Here is a 15,793-nt window from a genome sequence, read left to right as displayed (position 1 = left end):
TTCCTTACATATATTGGACTAACTGTTCTTCTGCGTTATTGGCAGGTTTTACTTTTTCAATAGCTTCTTTGAAATATTTGTTTGGGATTTCAGAAGCTTCCATATCGTTTCTTAATGTGAGCATTGCTGCTTCACGACATACGGCTTCGATATCTGCTCCGACATATCCGTCGGTACTTTTTGCTAATTTTTTGAGGTTTACATCACTAGCTAATGGCATATTTTTAGTGTGAACTTCAAATATTGCAAGTCTTGCTTCTTCTGATGGAGTGTCGACTTTGATGTGTCTGTCGAATCTTCCAGGCCTCATTAAACCAGGATCAATAATGTCTGGTCTGTTTGTTGCCGCAATGATTGCAACGTCTTCAAGCTCTTCCAAACCGTCCATTTCTGTTAATAGTTGATTAACAACTCTTTTTGTTACACCACTGTCAGTATCGTTTCCGCTTCTTGTACTTGCAATGGAGTCGATTTCATCGAAAAAGATTACTGTTGGGGCGGTTTGTTTAGCTTTTCTGAACACTTCTCTTACTCCTTTTTCGGATTCTCCCACCCATTTTGATAGGAGTTCAGGTCCTTTGACGGAAATGAAGTTTGCTTCACTTTCACTTGCTACTGCTTTTGCAAGTAATGTTTTACCGGTTCCTGGAATTCCGTAAAGCAGGATTCCTTTTGGAGGTTTTACGCCTAGTTTCTGGAAGTTTTCAGGATATTTTAAAGGCCATTCGACTGCTTCTTTCAATTCTTGTTTAGCCTCATCAAGTCCACCAACATCATCCCATTTGATGTCAGGTACCTGTACGAGAACTTCCCTAAGTGCTGAAGGTTGGATTTCTTTTAAGGCGGATTTGAAGTCGTCTTTTGTTACGATAATTTTTTTGAGGACTTCTTCTGGAATTTCTTCATCACTTTTTATTTCAGGCAATATCCTTCTGACTACTCTCATCGCTGCTTCTTTACATAATGATTCTAAATCAGCTCCTACAAACCCGTGGGTTGTGCTTGCTAATTTTTTCAAGTCAACGTCATCTTCTATCGGCATGTTCCTTGTGTGGATTTCAAGAACTTCCTGTCTTTCGTCAGCGTCAGGAACACCAATTTCTATTTCACGGTCAAATCTCCCAGGTCTTCTGAGAGCCGGATCAAGTGAATCAGGTCTGTTTGTTGCACCGATTACAACAACCTGGCCTCTTGATTTAAGACCATCCATTAATGTTAACAATTGTGCAACAGTCCTTCTTTCAGTTTCGCCGTTGGTTTCTTCTCTTTTTGGAGCAATTGCATCCAGTTCATCAATGAATATGATTGATGGAGAGTTTGCTTCTGCTTCTTCGAAGTATTCTCTTAGGTTTTCTTCGGATCCGCCGACATATTTGCTCATGATTTCAGGCCCATTGATTAATATGAAGTGGGCATCACTTTCGCTGGCTACTGCTTTGGCCAGTAATGTTTTACCGGTTCCGGGAGGACCGTGCATTAACACTCCTTTAGGTGGTGCAATTCCTAATTTTTCGAATAATTCCGGTCTTTTAAGAGGGATTTCAATCATTTCCCTTACTTTTTTAACTTCTTCTTTAAGACCTCCGATGTCTTCATAGCTTACATCTACGAGATTGGTTACGCCTTCGAGTTTGCTTACGTCAACCGGAGATTCGTGGAGTTCCACTTCCGTGTTCTGTCCGACCACGGTGATTCCTCCAGGCTGAGTGGATAATACTGCAAATCTGATTTCTTTCATTGCAGGGGTAAAGTCCATTAAATCTTCAAATATGCTGTTAAATCCCATATTTGGTCTTGGAGCTCTGATTTGAGATCCGATAATGTCTCCTTTCATCATTACTTTACCCATAAATAAACCGCGCACATCACCCTGTACACGGATGTTATCTTCAGTAGGTGCTAAAACGACTTTTTTAGCTTCAACCGCTTTTGCTTTTTTGATTATTACTTCACCGCCAATTGTAGCTCCGGAATTCTTACGGACAAGTCCGTCAATTCTTATAACTCCAAGGCCTATGTCGGTTTGTGAAGGAAGTACGATTGCGGCAGTTTTTTTAGCGCCGTTAATTTCAATAATGTCTCTTTCGTTTAATCCTAATTCGGTCATTACGTTAGGATCAACTCTTGCAATACCTTGACCAATTTCCCTTTGTGAAAGGGCTTCTGCAACTTTTAAAGTTTTTTCATTTTGAGTCATAGATATCATCTCCGTATAATTTGATTAGTATGATAAGAAATTTGGGTTACATTTTTCTGTAACCTTGTCATTTTAAGTTTGACAAGTATACTGTATAAGTCTTACTATATAAAGGTTTCGGTAATGAAAAATTTTTTTAAAAGATTATATACTTTTCATTTTATCTAATTATTTTTAAAAATTATTTATTATAAAATTAATCACGATTTAACTTTATTTTAAATTAAATATTTATTTTTATTTTGTTATATTAAATTTTAAATTTTAATTACTTTTCATTACTTTAATATTTGTTCGGTTAAAAACGAACAATTTTTCAAGTTTATAAAAAAATAATGGATAACGGGAATTATCTTATGATTCCTCCAAATCCGGTTAAAACCTTTTTGACATTGGTTATAGCTTCTTTTGACAATCCTTTAATGTCAAAAGTCAGGCTTTCGTATCCTTCATCAATTTGAGGTCCTTTGTAAATGTCAGTCAATATGACTTCGGTAATGTCATCAATATTCTCAATTGTTTCAACGATAATGTTTGGAGTTACGGTGTCGGGAAATATGCAGCTGACTGACTCATGCTTCTGCTTGATATTTTCAAGTCTCCACTGGTATAGCTCTTCATCACTTAAAACTTCAATATTGGCTATCCTCAGTTTTGTCCCATTGTCTAAAATGGCGCTTTTACCGTCAACCTTTTCCAAAACACCAATATGAACTTTTCCGGAATATATGTGTTTAAGGGCAATTTCACGACCAATGGATTCTGTTAACAAGTTGAACTCATGATTCAATGCATTGATTGCCTTGTCACTTCGGCCTAAAGCATTTTGAATATCACCCATATTTTTGGTCGCTTCAATAGCTATTTCAACAAATCTTTCATCGTCTTTATCTTCAATTACATCTCTAAGTTCAATGACGGCATCGCTGAATGCTTTTCTTATTTTTGGTCCGTTATTGTTCATGGACTGGATGTAGTATGTTAAATACGGATTTTGTGAAACGATACGGGCAATCATATCAATCATCAGATTATAAATAGGACTTTCATAGTCTTCGGTTTCTGTAATGTCGACTTTCAGTTTCTCCATTGCCGAAGCGGTTGATATGAATGAAAAATGGGTTAGAACCTGAACTATGCTCATCATGTAATCATGATGCTGGGCGGTGGTTTCGATAATGCGCATATTCTTTTTATCCAGGTAATCATAGACTTTTTTATACCATTCGCCTTTTTTAGGGGCGGTAAGCACGATAACCTGATTGTCAAGCTCTGTCGTTCTCGGACCGAAAACAGGATGCGTCGGAATAAATTCCACATTGTCCGGAAGGCATTCTTCCATAGTCTTTAGAGGCTCTTCTTTTACTGAAGTCACATCAAGCATAACAGAACCTTTTTTCATGAAAGGAGCCACTTCACGGATAACTGACTGTGTGTGATGAATAGGTACGGATATTATTAATATATTGCTCATTGCAGCCAATTGCTTGTTTGACTCAACATACTCAACATTCAATTCATCTGCAACTTTACGGCCTTTATTATGGTCTCTTGCGCTTATGCTTACGTCAAATTCATCCCTAAAATAATAAATGAGGGTTTTTCCTAAACCGTCACTTCCACCGATTATTCCAATTTTCATATTAATAACTTTAATAAACATTACATATAAAAATAATTAATACAATGAAAATCATTAAACAAGATACCAAAGAAGGAATTGTAGAAGTCATTCCCGAAACATTGGACGATTTATGGCATTTGTCACATATTGCCGAAGTTGGAGACAATGTTTCATCAAAAACCACCCGCCGTATACAGGACAATACGGGGGATAAATTAAGAAGTGACAGGGGAGTTAAAAAGACATTTTACCTTGGCATTGATGTTGAAAGCATCAGCTTTCATTTGTTCACAGGTAAGCTAAGATTAACGGGAGTAATTACAAGAGGGCCTGAGGACTTAATTCCGCTTGGTTCACACCATACTCTTGAGGTCAAGCTGAACACTCCATTGACGATTAAAAAATTGAAATGGCCAAAATGGGCATTGAAAAGATTAAAACAGGCCATTGATGCTTCCAAAAAACTGTCTGCAATTATTGTAGTCATTGAAGATGACACTGCTTCACTGGGACTGATGAGGCAATTCGGAATAGAATATTATGGTCCTATTAAAGGAAATATATCTGGAAAACGTATTCTTGATAAAAATAGGAACAAAAATATTGTTAAGTTCTATGAAACAATTGTAGACTCCATCAATAAGTTTGATTCAATTCAAAATATTGTCATTGCCGGTCCGGGCTTTTATAAAAATGATTTCTATGATTATTTAAAGGATAAACACAAAGATCTGGCCTCCAAATCAATTATTGAAAGTACAGGAACTGGAGGAAGAGTTGGAATTCATGAAGTCCTTAAAAAAGGAAGTGTGGAAAAGTTAACTGTGGAAAACAGGGTGGCCAGTGAAATGATTGCAGTTGACGAGCTTTTAAGCGAAATAGGTAAAAATTCATCCAAAGTCACATACGGTATTAAGGAAACCGGTGAAGCTATAAATATGGGGGCTGTTGAAAAACTGCTGGTGCTTGATAAAATGGTTGCAACCAATAACCTAAGCCAACAGATGGACATGGTTGAAAACATGAAAGGCGAAGTGATGGTTATCAGTTGTGAACATGATGGAGGCAAGCAATTGGAGAGTTTAGGTGGTATAGCAGCTATTTTAAGATATGCCCTATCATAGATTTTATATAGGATTATTATTATAACTTATAAGTGATAAATAGAAAGGGTTAGTATTATGTATATGTCGATGGTTTATGCATTCCTGTTTGTTTTCATTGTCTGTCTTTTGGGAACGGCAGTTGTTGATGCATTGTTTAGATTTCTTGGTAAAAGGGGATTTTTAGGCAATCTCTTTCCTAATGTGAGAGGCGGAATCCCTAGGGGTGTTGGAATTATCCCATTTATTATCTTATCTTTTTATATGTTGCCAGGATATAATGATTTGGTTTTAATCATCGGTATATTCGCATTCATTGATGATATTTTTGGAAGAAGAAAATTCAGCTTTATGAATATTGAAATAGGCCAATTTTCAAGAGGTGTCGGAATGCTTCTTGTAATGCTTGTCGGTTTCATTCATGGGTTCGGATTGTCATCAATTGTAATCGCATTTCTAATACAGCCATTGAATATTTCAGATATGCAGCCGGGATCATGTGCCATGGTAACTATGGTAATGTCCATTGTCACTGTAATTTGCATGCTTATAATTGGAACCGCTCCAGTAGATGAGCTTCCTGCGGTTTACACTCCATTACTCATATTTGTAGTGTGTCTTGCATACTCCCCATTGGATTTCGCAGGAAAAATCATGCTTGGGGAAGTTGGAAATCACACCTTTGCAGTAGCTCTGGGAATAGCATTTTACCTGACCGGAGGATTCTGGTGGACTATTTTACTTACAATATTTACAGTTTGTTTCACTGCATTTGTTAGAAGAAGCACCCTTAAAGTATTCTTCAGGCAGCGTCTAAGATTGCTTGACCCAACATTCGGAGACTTCATCATGGATGTTTTGACCGGTGGGGGATTGGGCGATTTGTTGCGTAAATGGATTCTTAAAGATAAACAATATGAAGTGACAAATGATATTTTGATTTCATTAGGATTCAGAAGACTTTTATTCAATCCTCATGCAATTCATACTGATGCAATTATTCCTAAAGAACCTACTTCTCTCCGTCGTGGTGATTAGATGAAGGCATTGGTTGTTATTACAGGCAGAGGACTGGGCGGTGATGCAGTCATAGCATATAATGTTATTTCAGCTCTTGAATCTAAAGGAATTCAATGTGAATTGGCTTTGGATGAGTCTGCTCCAGGAATTCTGTTTAAAAAGAAAGGGTATGACTGGCATAAGATATCAATACCTCAGGCAGGAGGTCATGCTGCAACCAAATTAACTTCGGTCAAAGCCGCTTTCAGGATGCTTACAGCTACTTTTAAAGTAAGAAGCTTAATCAATAAATTAAACGTTGATTTTGTTGTAGGAATCATTGGTGGAGGTTCAATTGTGGCCAGTGTCGGTGCTAAATTATCCAGAAAACCCTGCACTTGCTTATGCTGCACTCCATTGGACATGAAAGTATGTCCCAAATTAAATCATTGCATCATTTTGCCGGAATATTATTTATTCAGAGAAAACAACTTGCCTGAAAATTTATCCAAGGATTATTATCCGTTAAATGATGATGTTAATTCCGGAAATGGTGAAATTGCCCTTGAAAATCTCAAAAAGATTCCATTGTTTGATGAAAATAAAAAAACAATTTTGTTCTCATCAGGATCCTCTCTTTTTAAAGGAATGATTGAAACGGCTTCAAATTTCGCTGATTTCACTGACGAATATAATCTGATTATGGTTGGCCATCCGATGCATGATGAATATATGGATTTGATAGACCAAAGCAAAATAATCTATTTGGGGTTTATTGATTGGCTAAAGCATCTTTATGATTTTATCGATCTGGCTGTTTTGACTGACGATGGAGTCATGGTTGAAGAGCTAATTGCCTGTAAAATACCTATCGTAACTGTAACTAAAATAAAATGGGGAAGATACCATAATATTGCAGGCATTTTTGAGGGAGCTATTTTGGAATCAAGCATTGAAGATGCCAATGACACTATTTTAGAAGCTTTTGAAAATTATGATTCACTCAAATCCAGTGCTAATAACTTTTCTGAAGATTTGCTGGCTACAAAATACAGAATAGCCGAAAAAATAATATATATTTGTGGTAAATGAGTTATAACCACAAATTTTTAATAATTTTATAATTAGTGTCTGTAGACGGATGTATTTCAAGGAAATTTGAATATTCATCCAATGGTGAGTCTATTCTCATCAGATAGGATAAATATGCCACATCACTTGTTGATGATGGTGATATTGAGTTTATTTTTTTAATCTTATTGTTCTGTTTGTCAAATTCGATTTTTGCAAATCCAGTGTCACCAGTTAATATTTTCCAAAATGCGCCGGGTCCTGCAATTCCAGGTATTGCTATGCTCTCAGTTTCAACATCACCAATTTCCTCATTTTCAACAAAACTGACTTCGGTGTTCAGGCTTATGGTTTGAGGAACTGAATTGTAGCTTACCTTATTCAGGTATCCCGCCATATTCCTGGCTGCACAAATACCCTCCATTCTGGCTACTGGGGTCAATTGCCATCCTCCGGTAACGTCACCTGCAGCATATACATTTTCACGTGACGTTTGCATGAACTCGTTGACTTTTATGGTATTGTCAGGATTAATGTCAATAAATCCTTCTGCAATTTCTGAGTTAGGAATTCTGCCTGTTGCAAAAAATGGAATTCCTTCCAGTTCATTCCCATTTGCAGTAATGACCTTATTTTTACCACATTCTTCAATATCTGTGTCTTCAAGGATATTCACATCTGGCATAATATGTTTCAACACATAGTTTTTGGTGTCCGAATCAAGCTCTTTTAGGAATTTGCTTCTGACAATAACATTAACTTCGCTTCCCAATGTTGAGAATATGTTTGCTATTTCGCTTGCAATAACTCCTCCACCAATAATATTCAGTTTATCCGGAATTTCATCAATTTTTAAGATATCCTTATTGGTTAATCCGTATTCACTGCCCTTAACGTCAGGTATATGTGGTCTGGCTCCGGTAGCTATCATCAATTTGTCATATTCGAAGCTTTCATTGTTCACTTCTATAGTTTCATCATTGATTTTGGCTTCACCATAGATAACCCTGTTTCCAACACTTTCATTTTCGATTTGATTTAATTCACGCAGTTTTTTCTGTGTTTCAGTTATTTTAGCAACAATCTTTTCATAACTAACATCAATTTGGCTTTTTATAAAACCATAATTATTAAATCTATTATTAGAATCAATGAATTTAGAAATATCGCTTAATGCACAAATAACCATGCAGCCTTCATTTAAACAAGTTCCGGCAATATGCTTTTTTTCAATTAAGATTACATCTTCTCCTAGTTTTCCAAGTTCATAGGAACCTAATCTGCCCGCAGGGCCTGATCCGATTACAATATTTGTCACTTTATCACCGTTTCAGATAATTTTATATAATGATTAATAATATATTTTATTTATTAATTAATTTAATTTTGGGAGATGAAAAATATGTGTATTGCAGCACCAGCTCAAATTGTGAAAATTGACAGGGAAGCTAATGTACTCTACGCTGACTTTGGTGGAGCAAGACAAGAGGCTAAAATGGATTTGCTTCCGGATGTTGAAATTGGTGAATATGTTTTAATCCATGCAGGTTATGCTATTGAAAAATTAACTGAAGAAGCTGCTAAAGAATCTTTGGAAGCTTGGGAAGAACTATTGGATATTCTTGAAGAAGAAGATAAAGAAATGGAAAAAGCTAAAATGGAAGCAGGATTAAATTAGTATATTGATACTCTATTTATTCCTTCTATTTTCCTAAATTCATTAATTAACTCACCATCTATAGGATTTTCCGTTATTATTGTGAGAAGAGGATATTCCTGCATTTCGCTGTCTTCGGCATAAGCCTGTCTTATGTTTATTCCTTTTTTTGAAATTATGTCTGTTATTGCGGCAAGCATTCCTTCGTTTTCAGGGCTTACTTCAATTTCTATAACGCCCAGATTTATTTTTTTTGCAATGTTTTTAAGCAATGTTCCTGCGGGTATGATGTTGTTGAACAAATCGAATAATTCGGGATCATTTTGGATAACTTCTGTTGTTGATTTAATTGCTCTTCTGTCAACATTTGCTGCTGTAGCTAGTGCTTTGTCGCTAATTTTTAAGTTTCCACAATATATTTTTCCATCTTCATGTAAAGACAGACCCAGTTCAATCATTTTTTCCGCAACGCGTATTCTGGCCGGATATTTTTTAAATTTTTCATGTATTTTTTCCCACATTTTATCCCTCATTACACTTTTTTGTACATCTAAGTTATTATATGTTGAATATACTATTTAAAAATTTTGAAAAATTGTCGAAAAAATAGTCAGGAATAAAAATAAATCTTAAAAAAATAGTTTAGTAAAAGTAGGCTAGATGGGATTCGAACCCATGACCTCCCGGTTATCAGCCGAGCGCGCTAACCAAGCTGTGCCACTAGCCTATGTAACAGCAAGTATATATTTACTCTTCATCACTATATAAGTGTTTTGGTTTTTAAGCTTTTTTTCATAAAAAATTAAAAATTTTAAGTTAATTACTTAATTAACTTAATCAGCAATGGTAATTTTGTGGTGTTAAATTTAAATTTTATCTGTTGATCATTTCGTTAATGGAGTCTGCCATAGCATGTCCTTCAACGATGATGACTGCTTTGGATACGCCGTCAACTTTTTCAGCTTGAGTTTTAGCATCTGCAGCGATACGAGCAACACTCATACAACCGGGGTTAGTTGGTTTAATGATAATTTTTGCTTCATCACCGTCAACGCTGATATCTTGCACGATTCCCATTTCGACAATGCTGATACCCATGTGAGGGTCATTAATTACAGAAACTGCATCTCTTATTGAATTAACTAATTCTTCTGACATTTTATAGTCACCTCATAATATTGAATAAATTTGTATAACACTTATTATATTTCTATAACATATTTAAAGATTATTGTTTTCAAAAATTATTTTACTCTATGCTTGATTTTAACGCCGATTCCGTTTGAACATTCTTCCATTTCACGGCCTGTTAAAATGGCCTTTCCTACACCAACAACAGTGTCGTCTTTAACAACGACCACTTCATCATTAGGGATGATGTTGTGACTTGCTTTGTTGATTCCCGGAGCAAAGACAGTATTTGTCTCCAAATCAAAATCGATATTAACAATATTGATTCCCAAATCTTTTAAAATCTCTCCACCAGCCAAATTCAAACGGTAAAGTCCATAATCTTTATTTAAAAGCGCAATTTGGGTTCCGTCAACGATGATTTTTTTGTGGTATCTTCCTTTAGTTTTCACATTATCAGGTATGAAATCCTCTGCTTCAGGGCCGAACTGATAAACTGCAATTGACCTGAGTTCATTTAGAACCTTATCTCTTCTGTTAATTTTATTGTGATTTTTAAGTTCCATTCTTAAGTTGTAAATTGAATCAGGGGAAGTTGGCTTGCCGTTTTTGCAGGTCAATGTAAAGTCATCCAGGAACGCTTCACAGGATTCCAGATATCCTCCTGCAAGATGGGCTATGACATTCTTGCCTTCACAATACTTTTCAATCAGTCTGCCGGTTTCTCTAATTTCATCCTGTGACCATGAACCTGTGGTACTGACATCATATGATTGTATTGGAAAAGTATTTTCAAGTTCCCTTGGACAGATTCCAAATGGTGAAGTCACGATAAGTTCTTGAAAAGATCTGGTGACTTTTCTAAATGCTTGATGGGACTTGGAATTTGAGTAAGGTTTTTTCATGCTGCATGGAAGTAAAACAACGCTGTCTCCAACAGGTTTCATCCACTCCATTCTCTGTCTCCATCTGACTGCTTCAGGCCTGTATAAAGATTCTTCACTGGAACATATTACTTTCATTGTTAATCATCCTTAAAAGCTTGTATCAACTCTTCATCAAGTTTTATTAAACGTTTAATATTATCTTCGGGATTTTCCATTCTGGATTCCCATTTTTTAATTACATAATCAACATCAACTTCTTTTGTCCCGCTAATCAGATTATCCGCATGTGCAACAATTTTTTCTTCCAGACTTTGGGGAACATAAGATTTTTCAAAAAGGTCCAATGTAGAGGACTCCTCTTTTGTAATTCCCGCACCGATATGTCTTTCTATAATATTCAATACATTCTCGGGATATCCGTATCCTCGTGCAATTTCACATCCGACAACGGCATGTCTGATGCCATGGGTTCTTGACCTTCCGATGTCATGCAGTAAAGCGCCTGTTTTAATTAGCTCTTTATCAGCTTTAGGGAAATTTTCAGCTATTTTCTGCGCTTTTATGCAAACTGCTATTGAGTGGTCAATAACATTCTGCGGTGTATTTTCCTTCTTAAGAATTTCAATTTCTTCCATTTATATCATTGATTGTCAATTGCATCTTCGAATTTTTTGAAATTCTTTTTGTCGATGGTTATTCTTCTTTTCAATAAGCTTTTTTCTTTTTTGGCGTCATATGGTTCCAATTCATAATCACATACCGGACAGTAGAATTCGTATTCGGAAGATTCGGTATAATCTCCTTTGTAATGTTCCGGATTCATACAGCAGACAAAGTAAAGGTTATTTTCTAAATTGTCTAATGCTTCCTGTCTTTCATTTAGTCTGTTTGTATAGAATTCAGTGATTTTTTCAATATATTCGTCCTGGTCAAATTTCCAGGTGTATGTGAACCATTGAGTTTCAGGGTCTTTATTTCTTTTATAAGTAGCTATTGAAGCATCATGCAGTTTATATAATAATTTTCTAACGGTATTCAGTTTAATTCCGGTTTTTTCATGAATAGCTTCATCAGTTTCAACGCCTTCAATTAATGCTTCGATGATTGCTTTAACATTTTTTAAATCATCATCGTCTACAATTCCTTCTAAAAAATCGTTAACTATTGGATTGTTTATCATGTAATAATACCCCTAAAACTATAATATAAAATATTTATTTTTTCTATTATAAAAACTTAGTTGATTTTTCTTATTATTACTGCAGGGGTATGGGTTATGCTATCGAGGGCTTCAATCGTCACTTCAGTTTCTGAAGTTCCTAAAACTTTCTTAACGCTATGGATAGTTTTCATTTCAGTTGATAATGATTTCTGATAGTCTTCTGCAATGTTGGCTATTTTCAGGCCTTCTTCAACACTGATCTTTTCACTGCATCCGAGAGGTGTTGATCCCATGTTTTCACTCAGCTGGCCTTTCATATATCCGAAAAATCCTCTATCGGCTTCAATTCCCTCAATGGCTATTGGAAGGCCGGTAAAGTACTTCCCGTTTTTCATATATGTCGCATCGGTGTCGATTATCATCACACAGACGTCCTTTCCTATTTCATCTTTAATCTCACGAGCTACCTTTTCAGGATTTTCGGGCAGAAGTGAAACGCATGTTCCCGGAGCATTACTCAAATCGATTCCTGCCTCTGAAGCGGGTTTCAATGCATGTTTGAGGCCATATAATTGCAGAACGACTTCCTTATGAGCTTTTGTTTCTTCGGGAAGTCTTCTCAAATTTTTGATGGTTCTCTTTTTAATTCCCAATAGCGGTCCTAATATATAGCCCCAGAGGTATTTGCTCCATACTGTTGTCAGGAATTTGGCTGTAAGGGAAGGGGTATATTCTGCCTCATCAACCAGACGACCCTGTGAAACGGAAATCGGCGTTTCTGCGATTACCAAATAATCTCCATCTTTCATTAATTTGCGGGCAGGGATTATGATGGAACTTAAATCTTCATTAGGCTTTATATATCCAGTTTCAATTGGAATTACCATGTAATCTCCATTAATCACATGCTTTATGTTTTCATCTATCATATTAACTCTTAAATAATATATAATACAATATGATATTTAAAAGGTGAGTCAAATGAAAATAACATACTTTGAAAAACAGGGCGAAGACTACACGGATGAATTAATTGCGGCCGTAAAAGAAAGGCTTGATGAATCAGATGACATTGATACTATCGTTATTGCTTCTTCAACAGGTAAATCCGCATTAAAGTTATATGATGCAATAAACGGGGATGCGGAAATCGTTAATGTTACCCATCATTCAGGATTTAAGGAAGAAAATACCTTGGATATCAGTGATGAAATGCTGGATGCTCTTGAAGAAAAAGGTATTTCCACATTCATCGGATCACACGCATTCAGCGGCGCAAATCGTGGCGTAACCAATAAATATGGTGGTTATGCTCCACTGGACATTGTTGCAGACACCCTTCGTATGATTTCCCATGGTGTTAAGGTTGCATGTGAAATTTCAATCATGGCTGCCGATGCAGGGTTAATACCGGTCGGTGAAGAAATCATAGCTATTGGGGGCAGAGGCTCAGGAGTCGATACTGCAGTCATATTAACTCCAGTCAATGCAAAAGATTTGTTTGATTTGAAAATTCATGAAATAATTGCAATGCCAAGAGATTAAATTATCATTAATTTCATTTTTTCAATACTATTTTTATTTTTTTTCAATTATATAGTTGCATTTAAATATTAGTTTAAACAGAAATATTTAACAATTATTTTTATAGAACGTATGTGGGGTTAGTTCGTGAAATTTATAGATGATGCAATTAAAGAATCTGAAGAAAGAATGGAAAAAGTAGATTCCAAAAAAACTATTACATCCGATATGGACAATGATTTAATCGAGTTTATCCAAAAAACTAATATTTTTGTTGTGGGTGCTGGTGGTGCTGGAAACAACACAATTTCAAGATTATCTGAAATAGGTATTGAAGGTGCAGACACAATCACTGTCAATACTGATGCTCAAGACTTATATTACAGTCAATCTGATAAAAAAATTCTTTTAGGTAGAAAAACTTCCGGCGGATTAGGTGCAGGTGGAGATCCAAGTATTGGTGAAGAATGTGCCGAAGAAACCGAAGATGAAATAAGAGAATCACTTGAAGGCGCAGATATGGTATTTGTTACCTGCGGTCTTGGTGGAGGAACCGGTACAGGTTCTGCACCGATTGTCGCTAAAATAGCTAAAAAGTTAGGTGCTTTAACTGTAGCTGTTGTCACAATGCCATTTTCAGCTGAAGGTATCAGAAGAAGAAACAATGCTGATGAAGGTTTAGAAAAACTTAAAGAAGCTGCAGATACTGTAATTATTATTCCTAATGATAAATTGTTAGAAGTAGCTCCAAATCTCCCATTAACTAAAGCATTTTTAGTTTCCGATGAAATTTTGGGAAGAGCTGTTAAAGGAATAACTGAGTTAATCACCAAACCTGGTATTGTAAGTTTGGACTTCGCTGATATTAAAAGTATCATGGAAGGCTCCGGTATGGCAATGATTGGTATGGGTGAATCCGACTCTGGAGACAGAGCATTGGAATCCGTACATGAAGCTTTAAGCAGTCCTTTACTTGATATTGATATTTCAAATGCTACTGGTGCTTTAATCAATATTTCCAGTGGTGAAGATTTAACATTACATGAATCTGAAAAAATCGTGCAGGTTGTTGCTGATAAATTAGACCCTGAAGCTAATATTATTTGGGGTGCTCAACTTGATCCTTCATTACAAAGCACTGTCAGGACAACTATTGTTGTTTCAGGCATTGAATCCGGTGATGGAGCATCAAATGCTGATTTTGATGATGATGCTGATGAATCTGCCGGTGAAGCTCAAAGTACTAGTGATCAATTAGATGATTTTATTGATGGTATTTTCTAAATCCATCACTAAATTTTTATATTTTTTCGTAGTTATAGAAAACTTTATAAATAAATAAATCTTAAATTATTTATGATTATTATTTTGTTATAATTTACTAAATTTTTTATTTTGGGTATTTAAATGAATGTACAAGAACGTTTTGATAGATTTGTTAAAGATAGTAAAAGAGTATTAAAAGTATCAAGAAAACCGGATATGTCTGAATACATAGACTTTGCTAAGATTACTGCTTTAGGTATTTTAATTATCGGTGTTATTGGTTTTGTTATAGTTTTAATCGGTCAATTAATTGGTTTATAAAACCATTCTTTTATTTTTTTTAATTATTGATCCCAATTTAATTATGATAAAATTTTAATTTTTCATTTTCAAAATATCGTTTTTTTGAAAACTATATATACTATTATTTATAGATATATTGATATTATAGAAATCTATTTTACAAGATTATTTTTTATCTTGTTACATTGTTTTTATAATAACTTTTAACTTAATATATGATTTTATTAACAATAAGAATATTGAAATAGGTGAATTTTTCATGGAAGATACTAATAGTTCCATATATGCTCTAAAAACCTCTGTAGGTCAAGAAAGAAATGTTGCCAGACTTTTGGCCCGTAAAGCTAAAATGCCTGGTGTAGGTATTTCATCAATTCTTGTTCCGGAATCTTTAAAAGGGTATATTCTAGTTGAATCTGATACAAAAATAGATTTAAGAAATCCTAACTTGAAAGTACAACATTTAAGAGGTGTTGTTGAAGGTAAAGGAGGAATTACCTTTGAAGAAGCTAAAAGATTCTTGAAACCAGAACCGATTATTTCCTCAATTCAGAAAGGAAGTATTGTTGAACTTATTTCTGGTCCGTTTAAAGGTGAAAGAGCTAAAGTGGTTCGTATTGATGAATCACGTGAAGAAGTTGTTCTTGAGTTAATAGAAGCAGCAGTTCCGATTCCGGTAACTGTTAAAGCTGATCAAATAAGAATAATTCAAAAGGAGGCTGACTGATGGCTAAAGATACAGTCGAAGTTCTTATCGAAGGTGGAAGCGCTACTCCTGGACCTCCATTAGGCCCAGCTTTAGGACCTTTCGGTATTAACATGATGCAAGTAGTTGACGAAATTAATAAAAAAAGTGCTGACTTTGCAGG

17 protein-coding genes, 1 tRNA gene and 1 pseudogene are annotated in these 15,793 nt (G+C 35.3%); 9 read left to right on the top strand and 10 right to left on the bottom strand.

Going from position 1 to position 15,793, the window contains the following annotated elements:
- Positions 1 to 4: 4 nt before the first annotated feature.
- Both ACKI2W_RS05065 and ACKI2W_RS05060 read right to left on the bottom strand, forming a co-directional pair.
- The gene (locus tag ACKI2W_RS05065; RefSeq protein WP_407379873.1) at positions 5 to 2,197 is read right to left on the bottom strand and encodes a CDC48 family AAA ATPase; all 2,193 of its coding nucleotides are present in this window, start codon (positions 2,195 to 2,197) and stop codon (positions 5 to 7) included.
- Between the two features lie 349 nt (positions 2,198 to 2,546).
- On the bottom strand, positions 2,547 to 3,839 hold the full coding sequence (locus ACKI2W_RS05060) for a prephenate dehydrogenase (RefSeq protein WP_407379871.1): 1,293 nt from the start codon (positions 3,837 to 3,839) through the stop codon (positions 2,547 to 2,549).
- A gap of 44 nt (positions 3,840 to 3,883) precedes the next feature.
- Here ACKI2W_RS05060 and ACKI2W_RS05055 point away from each other — a divergent pair, with 44 nt between their 5' ends.
- The 3 genes from ACKI2W_RS05055 to ACKI2W_RS05045 are packed head-to-tail and all read left to right on the top strand — an operon-like array spanning position 3,884 to position 7,015.
- Positions 3,884 to 4,945 (top strand): mRNA surveillance protein pelota, encoded by a 1,062-nt coding sequence (locus ACKI2W_RS05055; RefSeq protein WP_407379869.1) that lies wholly within the window; start codon positions 3,884 to 3,886, stop codon positions 4,943 to 4,945.
- Between the two features lie 57 nt (positions 4,946 to 5,002).
- The gene (locus ACKI2W_RS05050) at positions 5,003 to 5,962 is read left to right on the top strand and encodes a cell wall biosynthesis protein (protein WP_407379867.1); all 960 of its coding nucleotides are present in this window, start codon (positions 5,003 to 5,005) and stop codon (positions 5,960 to 5,962) included.
- Positions 5,963 to 7,015: a glycosyltransferase family 1 protein gene (locus ACKI2W_RS05045; RefSeq protein ID WP_407379865.1), complete on the top strand. Its 1,053-nt coding sequence runs from the start codon at positions 5,963 to 5,965 to the stop codon at positions 7,013 to 7,015.
- Position 7,016: 1 nt separating this feature from the next.
- On the opposite strand, the gene ACKI2W_RS05040 is transcribed toward ACKI2W_RS05045, so the two are convergent.
- A complete protein-coding gene (locus ACKI2W_RS05040; RefSeq protein ID WP_407379863.1) occupies positions 7,017 to 8,312 on the bottom strand; it encodes an FAD-dependent oxidoreductase in 1,296 nt (431 codons plus the stop codon).
- A gap of 84 nt (positions 8,313 to 8,396) precedes the next feature.
- On the opposite strand from ACKI2W_RS05040, the gene ACKI2W_RS05035 reads away from it, so the two are divergent.
- Positions 8,397 to 8,672, top strand: coding sequence for a HypC/HybG/HupF family hydrogenase formation chaperone (locus ACKI2W_RS05035; RefSeq protein ID WP_407379897.1), 276 nt, complete (start codon positions 8,397 to 8,399; stop codon positions 8,670 to 8,672).
- Here the strand turns inward: ACKI2W_RS05035 and ACKI2W_RS05030 are convergent.
- The 7 genes from ACKI2W_RS05030 to ACKI2W_RS05000 form a co-directional block, all read right to left on the bottom strand.
- Entirely contained in the window at positions 8,669 to 9,184 is a 516-nt protein-coding gene (locus ACKI2W_RS05030) for an amino acid-binding protein (RefSeq protein ID WP_407379861.1), read from the bottom strand. The two genes, ACKI2W_RS05035 and ACKI2W_RS05030, sit on opposite strands and share 4 nt — an antisense overlap.
- A gap of 119 nt (positions 9,185 to 9,303) precedes the next feature.
- Positions 9,304 to 9,378: transfer RNA gene (locus ACKI2W_RS05025), tRNA-Ile, on the bottom strand.
- Between the two features lie 146 nt (positions 9,379 to 9,524).
- Positions 9,525 to 9,809 (bottom strand): iron-sulfur cluster assembly protein, encoded by a 285-nt coding sequence (locus ACKI2W_RS05020; protein WP_407379859.1) that lies wholly within the window; start codon positions 9,807 to 9,809, stop codon positions 9,525 to 9,527.
- 86 nt (positions 9,810 to 9,895) lie between these two features.
- Positions 9,896 to 10,804 carry a DUF5591 domain-containing protein gene (locus tag ACKI2W_RS05015; protein WP_407379857.1) on the bottom strand — a complete coding sequence of 303 codons (909 nt, stop codon included), beginning with the start codon at positions 10,802 to 10,804 and terminating at the stop codon, positions 9,896 to 9,898.
- A 2-nt stretch (positions 10,805 to 10,806) separates the two neighbouring features.
- Positions 10,807 to 11,304, bottom strand: coding sequence for a TIGR00295 family protein (locus tag ACKI2W_RS05010; protein ID WP_407379855.1), 498 nt, complete (start codon positions 11,302 to 11,304; stop codon positions 10,807 to 10,809).
- A gap of 5 nt (positions 11,305 to 11,309) precedes the next feature.
- Positions 11,310 to 11,849: a transcription factor gene (locus ACKI2W_RS05005; protein WP_407379853.1), complete on the bottom strand. Its 540-nt coding sequence runs from the start codon at positions 11,847 to 11,849 to the stop codon at positions 11,310 to 11,312.
- Between the two features lie 56 nt (positions 11,850 to 11,905).
- A complete protein-coding gene (locus tag ACKI2W_RS05000; RefSeq protein WP_407379851.1) occupies positions 11,906 to 12,760 on the bottom strand; it encodes a coenzyme F420-0:L-glutamate ligase in 855 nt (284 codons plus the stop codon).
- 52 nt (positions 12,761 to 12,812) lie between these two features.
- Here ACKI2W_RS05000 and ACKI2W_RS04995 point away from each other — a divergent pair, with 52 nt between their 5' ends.
- The 5 genes and pseudogenes from ACKI2W_RS04995 to rpl11p form a co-directional block, all read left to right on the top strand.
- The gene (locus ACKI2W_RS04995; RefSeq protein WP_407379849.1) at positions 12,813 to 13,376 is read left to right on the top strand and encodes a pyruvate kinase alpha/beta domain-containing protein; all 564 of its coding nucleotides are present in this window, start codon (positions 12,813 to 12,815) and stop codon (positions 13,374 to 13,376) included.
- 126 nt (positions 13,377 to 13,502) lie between these two features.
- The gene (ftsZ, locus tag ACKI2W_RS04990) at positions 13,503 to 14,639 is read left to right on the top strand and encodes a cell division protein FtsZ (protein WP_407379847.1); all 1,137 of its coding nucleotides are present in this window, start codon (positions 13,503 to 13,505) and stop codon (positions 14,637 to 14,639) included.
- A gap of 123 nt (positions 14,640 to 14,762) precedes the next feature.
- The gene (locus tag ACKI2W_RS04985; RefSeq protein ID WP_407379845.1) at positions 14,763 to 14,942 is read left to right on the top strand and encodes a protein translocase SEC61 complex subunit gamma; all 180 of its coding nucleotides are present in this window, start codon (positions 14,763 to 14,765) and stop codon (positions 14,940 to 14,942) included.
- 241 nt (positions 14,943 to 15,183) lie between these two features.
- Positions 15,184 to 15,651, top strand: coding sequence for a transcription elongation factor Spt5 (locus ACKI2W_RS04980; RefSeq protein ID WP_292800376.1), 468 nt, complete (start codon positions 15,184 to 15,186; stop codon positions 15,649 to 15,651).
- Positions 15,651 to 15,793 (top strand): annotated as a pseudogene (gene rpl11p, locus ACKI2W_RS04975) (50S ribosomal protein L11); the annotation flags it as partial. The gene ACKI2W_RS04980 and the pseudogene rpl11p, both read left to right, overlap by 1 nt.

This window comes from Methanobrevibacter sp., from assembly GCF_045603845.1.
Classification (GTDB): domain Archaea; phylum Methanobacteriota; class Methanobacteria; order Methanobacteriales; family Methanobacteriaceae; genus Methanocatella.
This window is presented reverse-complemented; position numbering and strand designations above follow the sequence as displayed.

Bases quoted from the DNA above. Each gene is read 5' to 3' on its own strand.
- ACKI2W_RS05065 (WP_407379873.1), bottom strand. From the start codon at position 2,197: ATGACTCAAAATGAAAAAACTTTAAAAGTTGCAGAAGCCCTTTCACAA.
- ACKI2W_RS05060 (WP_407379871.1), bottom strand. From the start codon at position 3,839: ATGAAAATTGGAATAATCGGTGGAAGTGACGGTTTAGGAAAAACCCTC.
- ACKI2W_RS05055 (WP_407379869.1), top strand. From the start codon at position 3,884: ATGAAAATCATTAAACAAGATACCAAAGAAGGAATTGTAGAAGTCATT.
- ACKI2W_RS05050 (WP_407379867.1), top strand. From the start codon at position 5,003: ATGTATATGTCGATGGTTTATGCATTCCTGTTTGTTTTCATTGTCTGT.
- ACKI2W_RS05045 (WP_407379865.1), top strand. From the start codon at position 5,963: ATGAAGGCATTGGTTGTTATTACAGGCAGAGGACTGGGCGGTGATGCA.
- ACKI2W_RS05035 (WP_407379897.1), top strand. From the start codon at position 8,397: ATGTGTATTGCAGCACCAGCTCAAATTGTGAAAATTGACAGGGAAGCT.
- ACKI2W_RS05030 (WP_407379861.1), bottom strand. From the start codon at position 9,184: ATGAGGGATAAAATGTGGGAAAAAATACATGAAAAATTTAAAAAATAT.
- ACKI2W_RS05020 (WP_407379859.1), bottom strand. From the start codon at position 9,809: ATGTCAGAAGAATTAGTTAATTCAATAAGAGATGCAGTTTCTGTAATT.
- ACKI2W_RS05015 (WP_407379857.1), bottom strand. From the start codon at position 10,804: ATGAAAGTAATATGTTCCAGTGAAGAATCTTTATACAGGCCTGAAGCA.
- ACKI2W_RS05010 (WP_407379855.1), bottom strand. From the start codon at position 11,304: ATGGAAGAAATTGAAATTCTTAAGAAGGAAAATACACCGCAGAATGTT.
- ACKI2W_RS05005 (WP_407379853.1), bottom strand. From the start codon at position 11,849: ATGATAAACAATCCAATAGTTAACGATTTTTTAGAAGGAATTGTAGAC.
- ACKI2W_RS05000 (WP_407379851.1), bottom strand. From the start codon at position 12,760: ATGATAGATGAAAACATAAAGCATGTGATTAATGGAGATTACATGGTA.
- ACKI2W_RS04995 (WP_407379849.1), top strand. From the start codon at position 12,813: ATGAAAATAACATACTTTGAAAAACAGGGCGAAGACTACACGGATGAA.
- ACKI2W_RS04985 (WP_407379845.1), top strand. From the start codon at position 14,763: ATGAATGTACAAGAACGTTTTGATAGATTTGTTAAAGATAGTAAAAGA.
- ACKI2W_RS04980 (WP_292800376.1), top strand. From the start codon at position 15,184: ATGGAAGATACTAATAGTTCCATATATGCTCTAAAAACCTCTGTAGGT.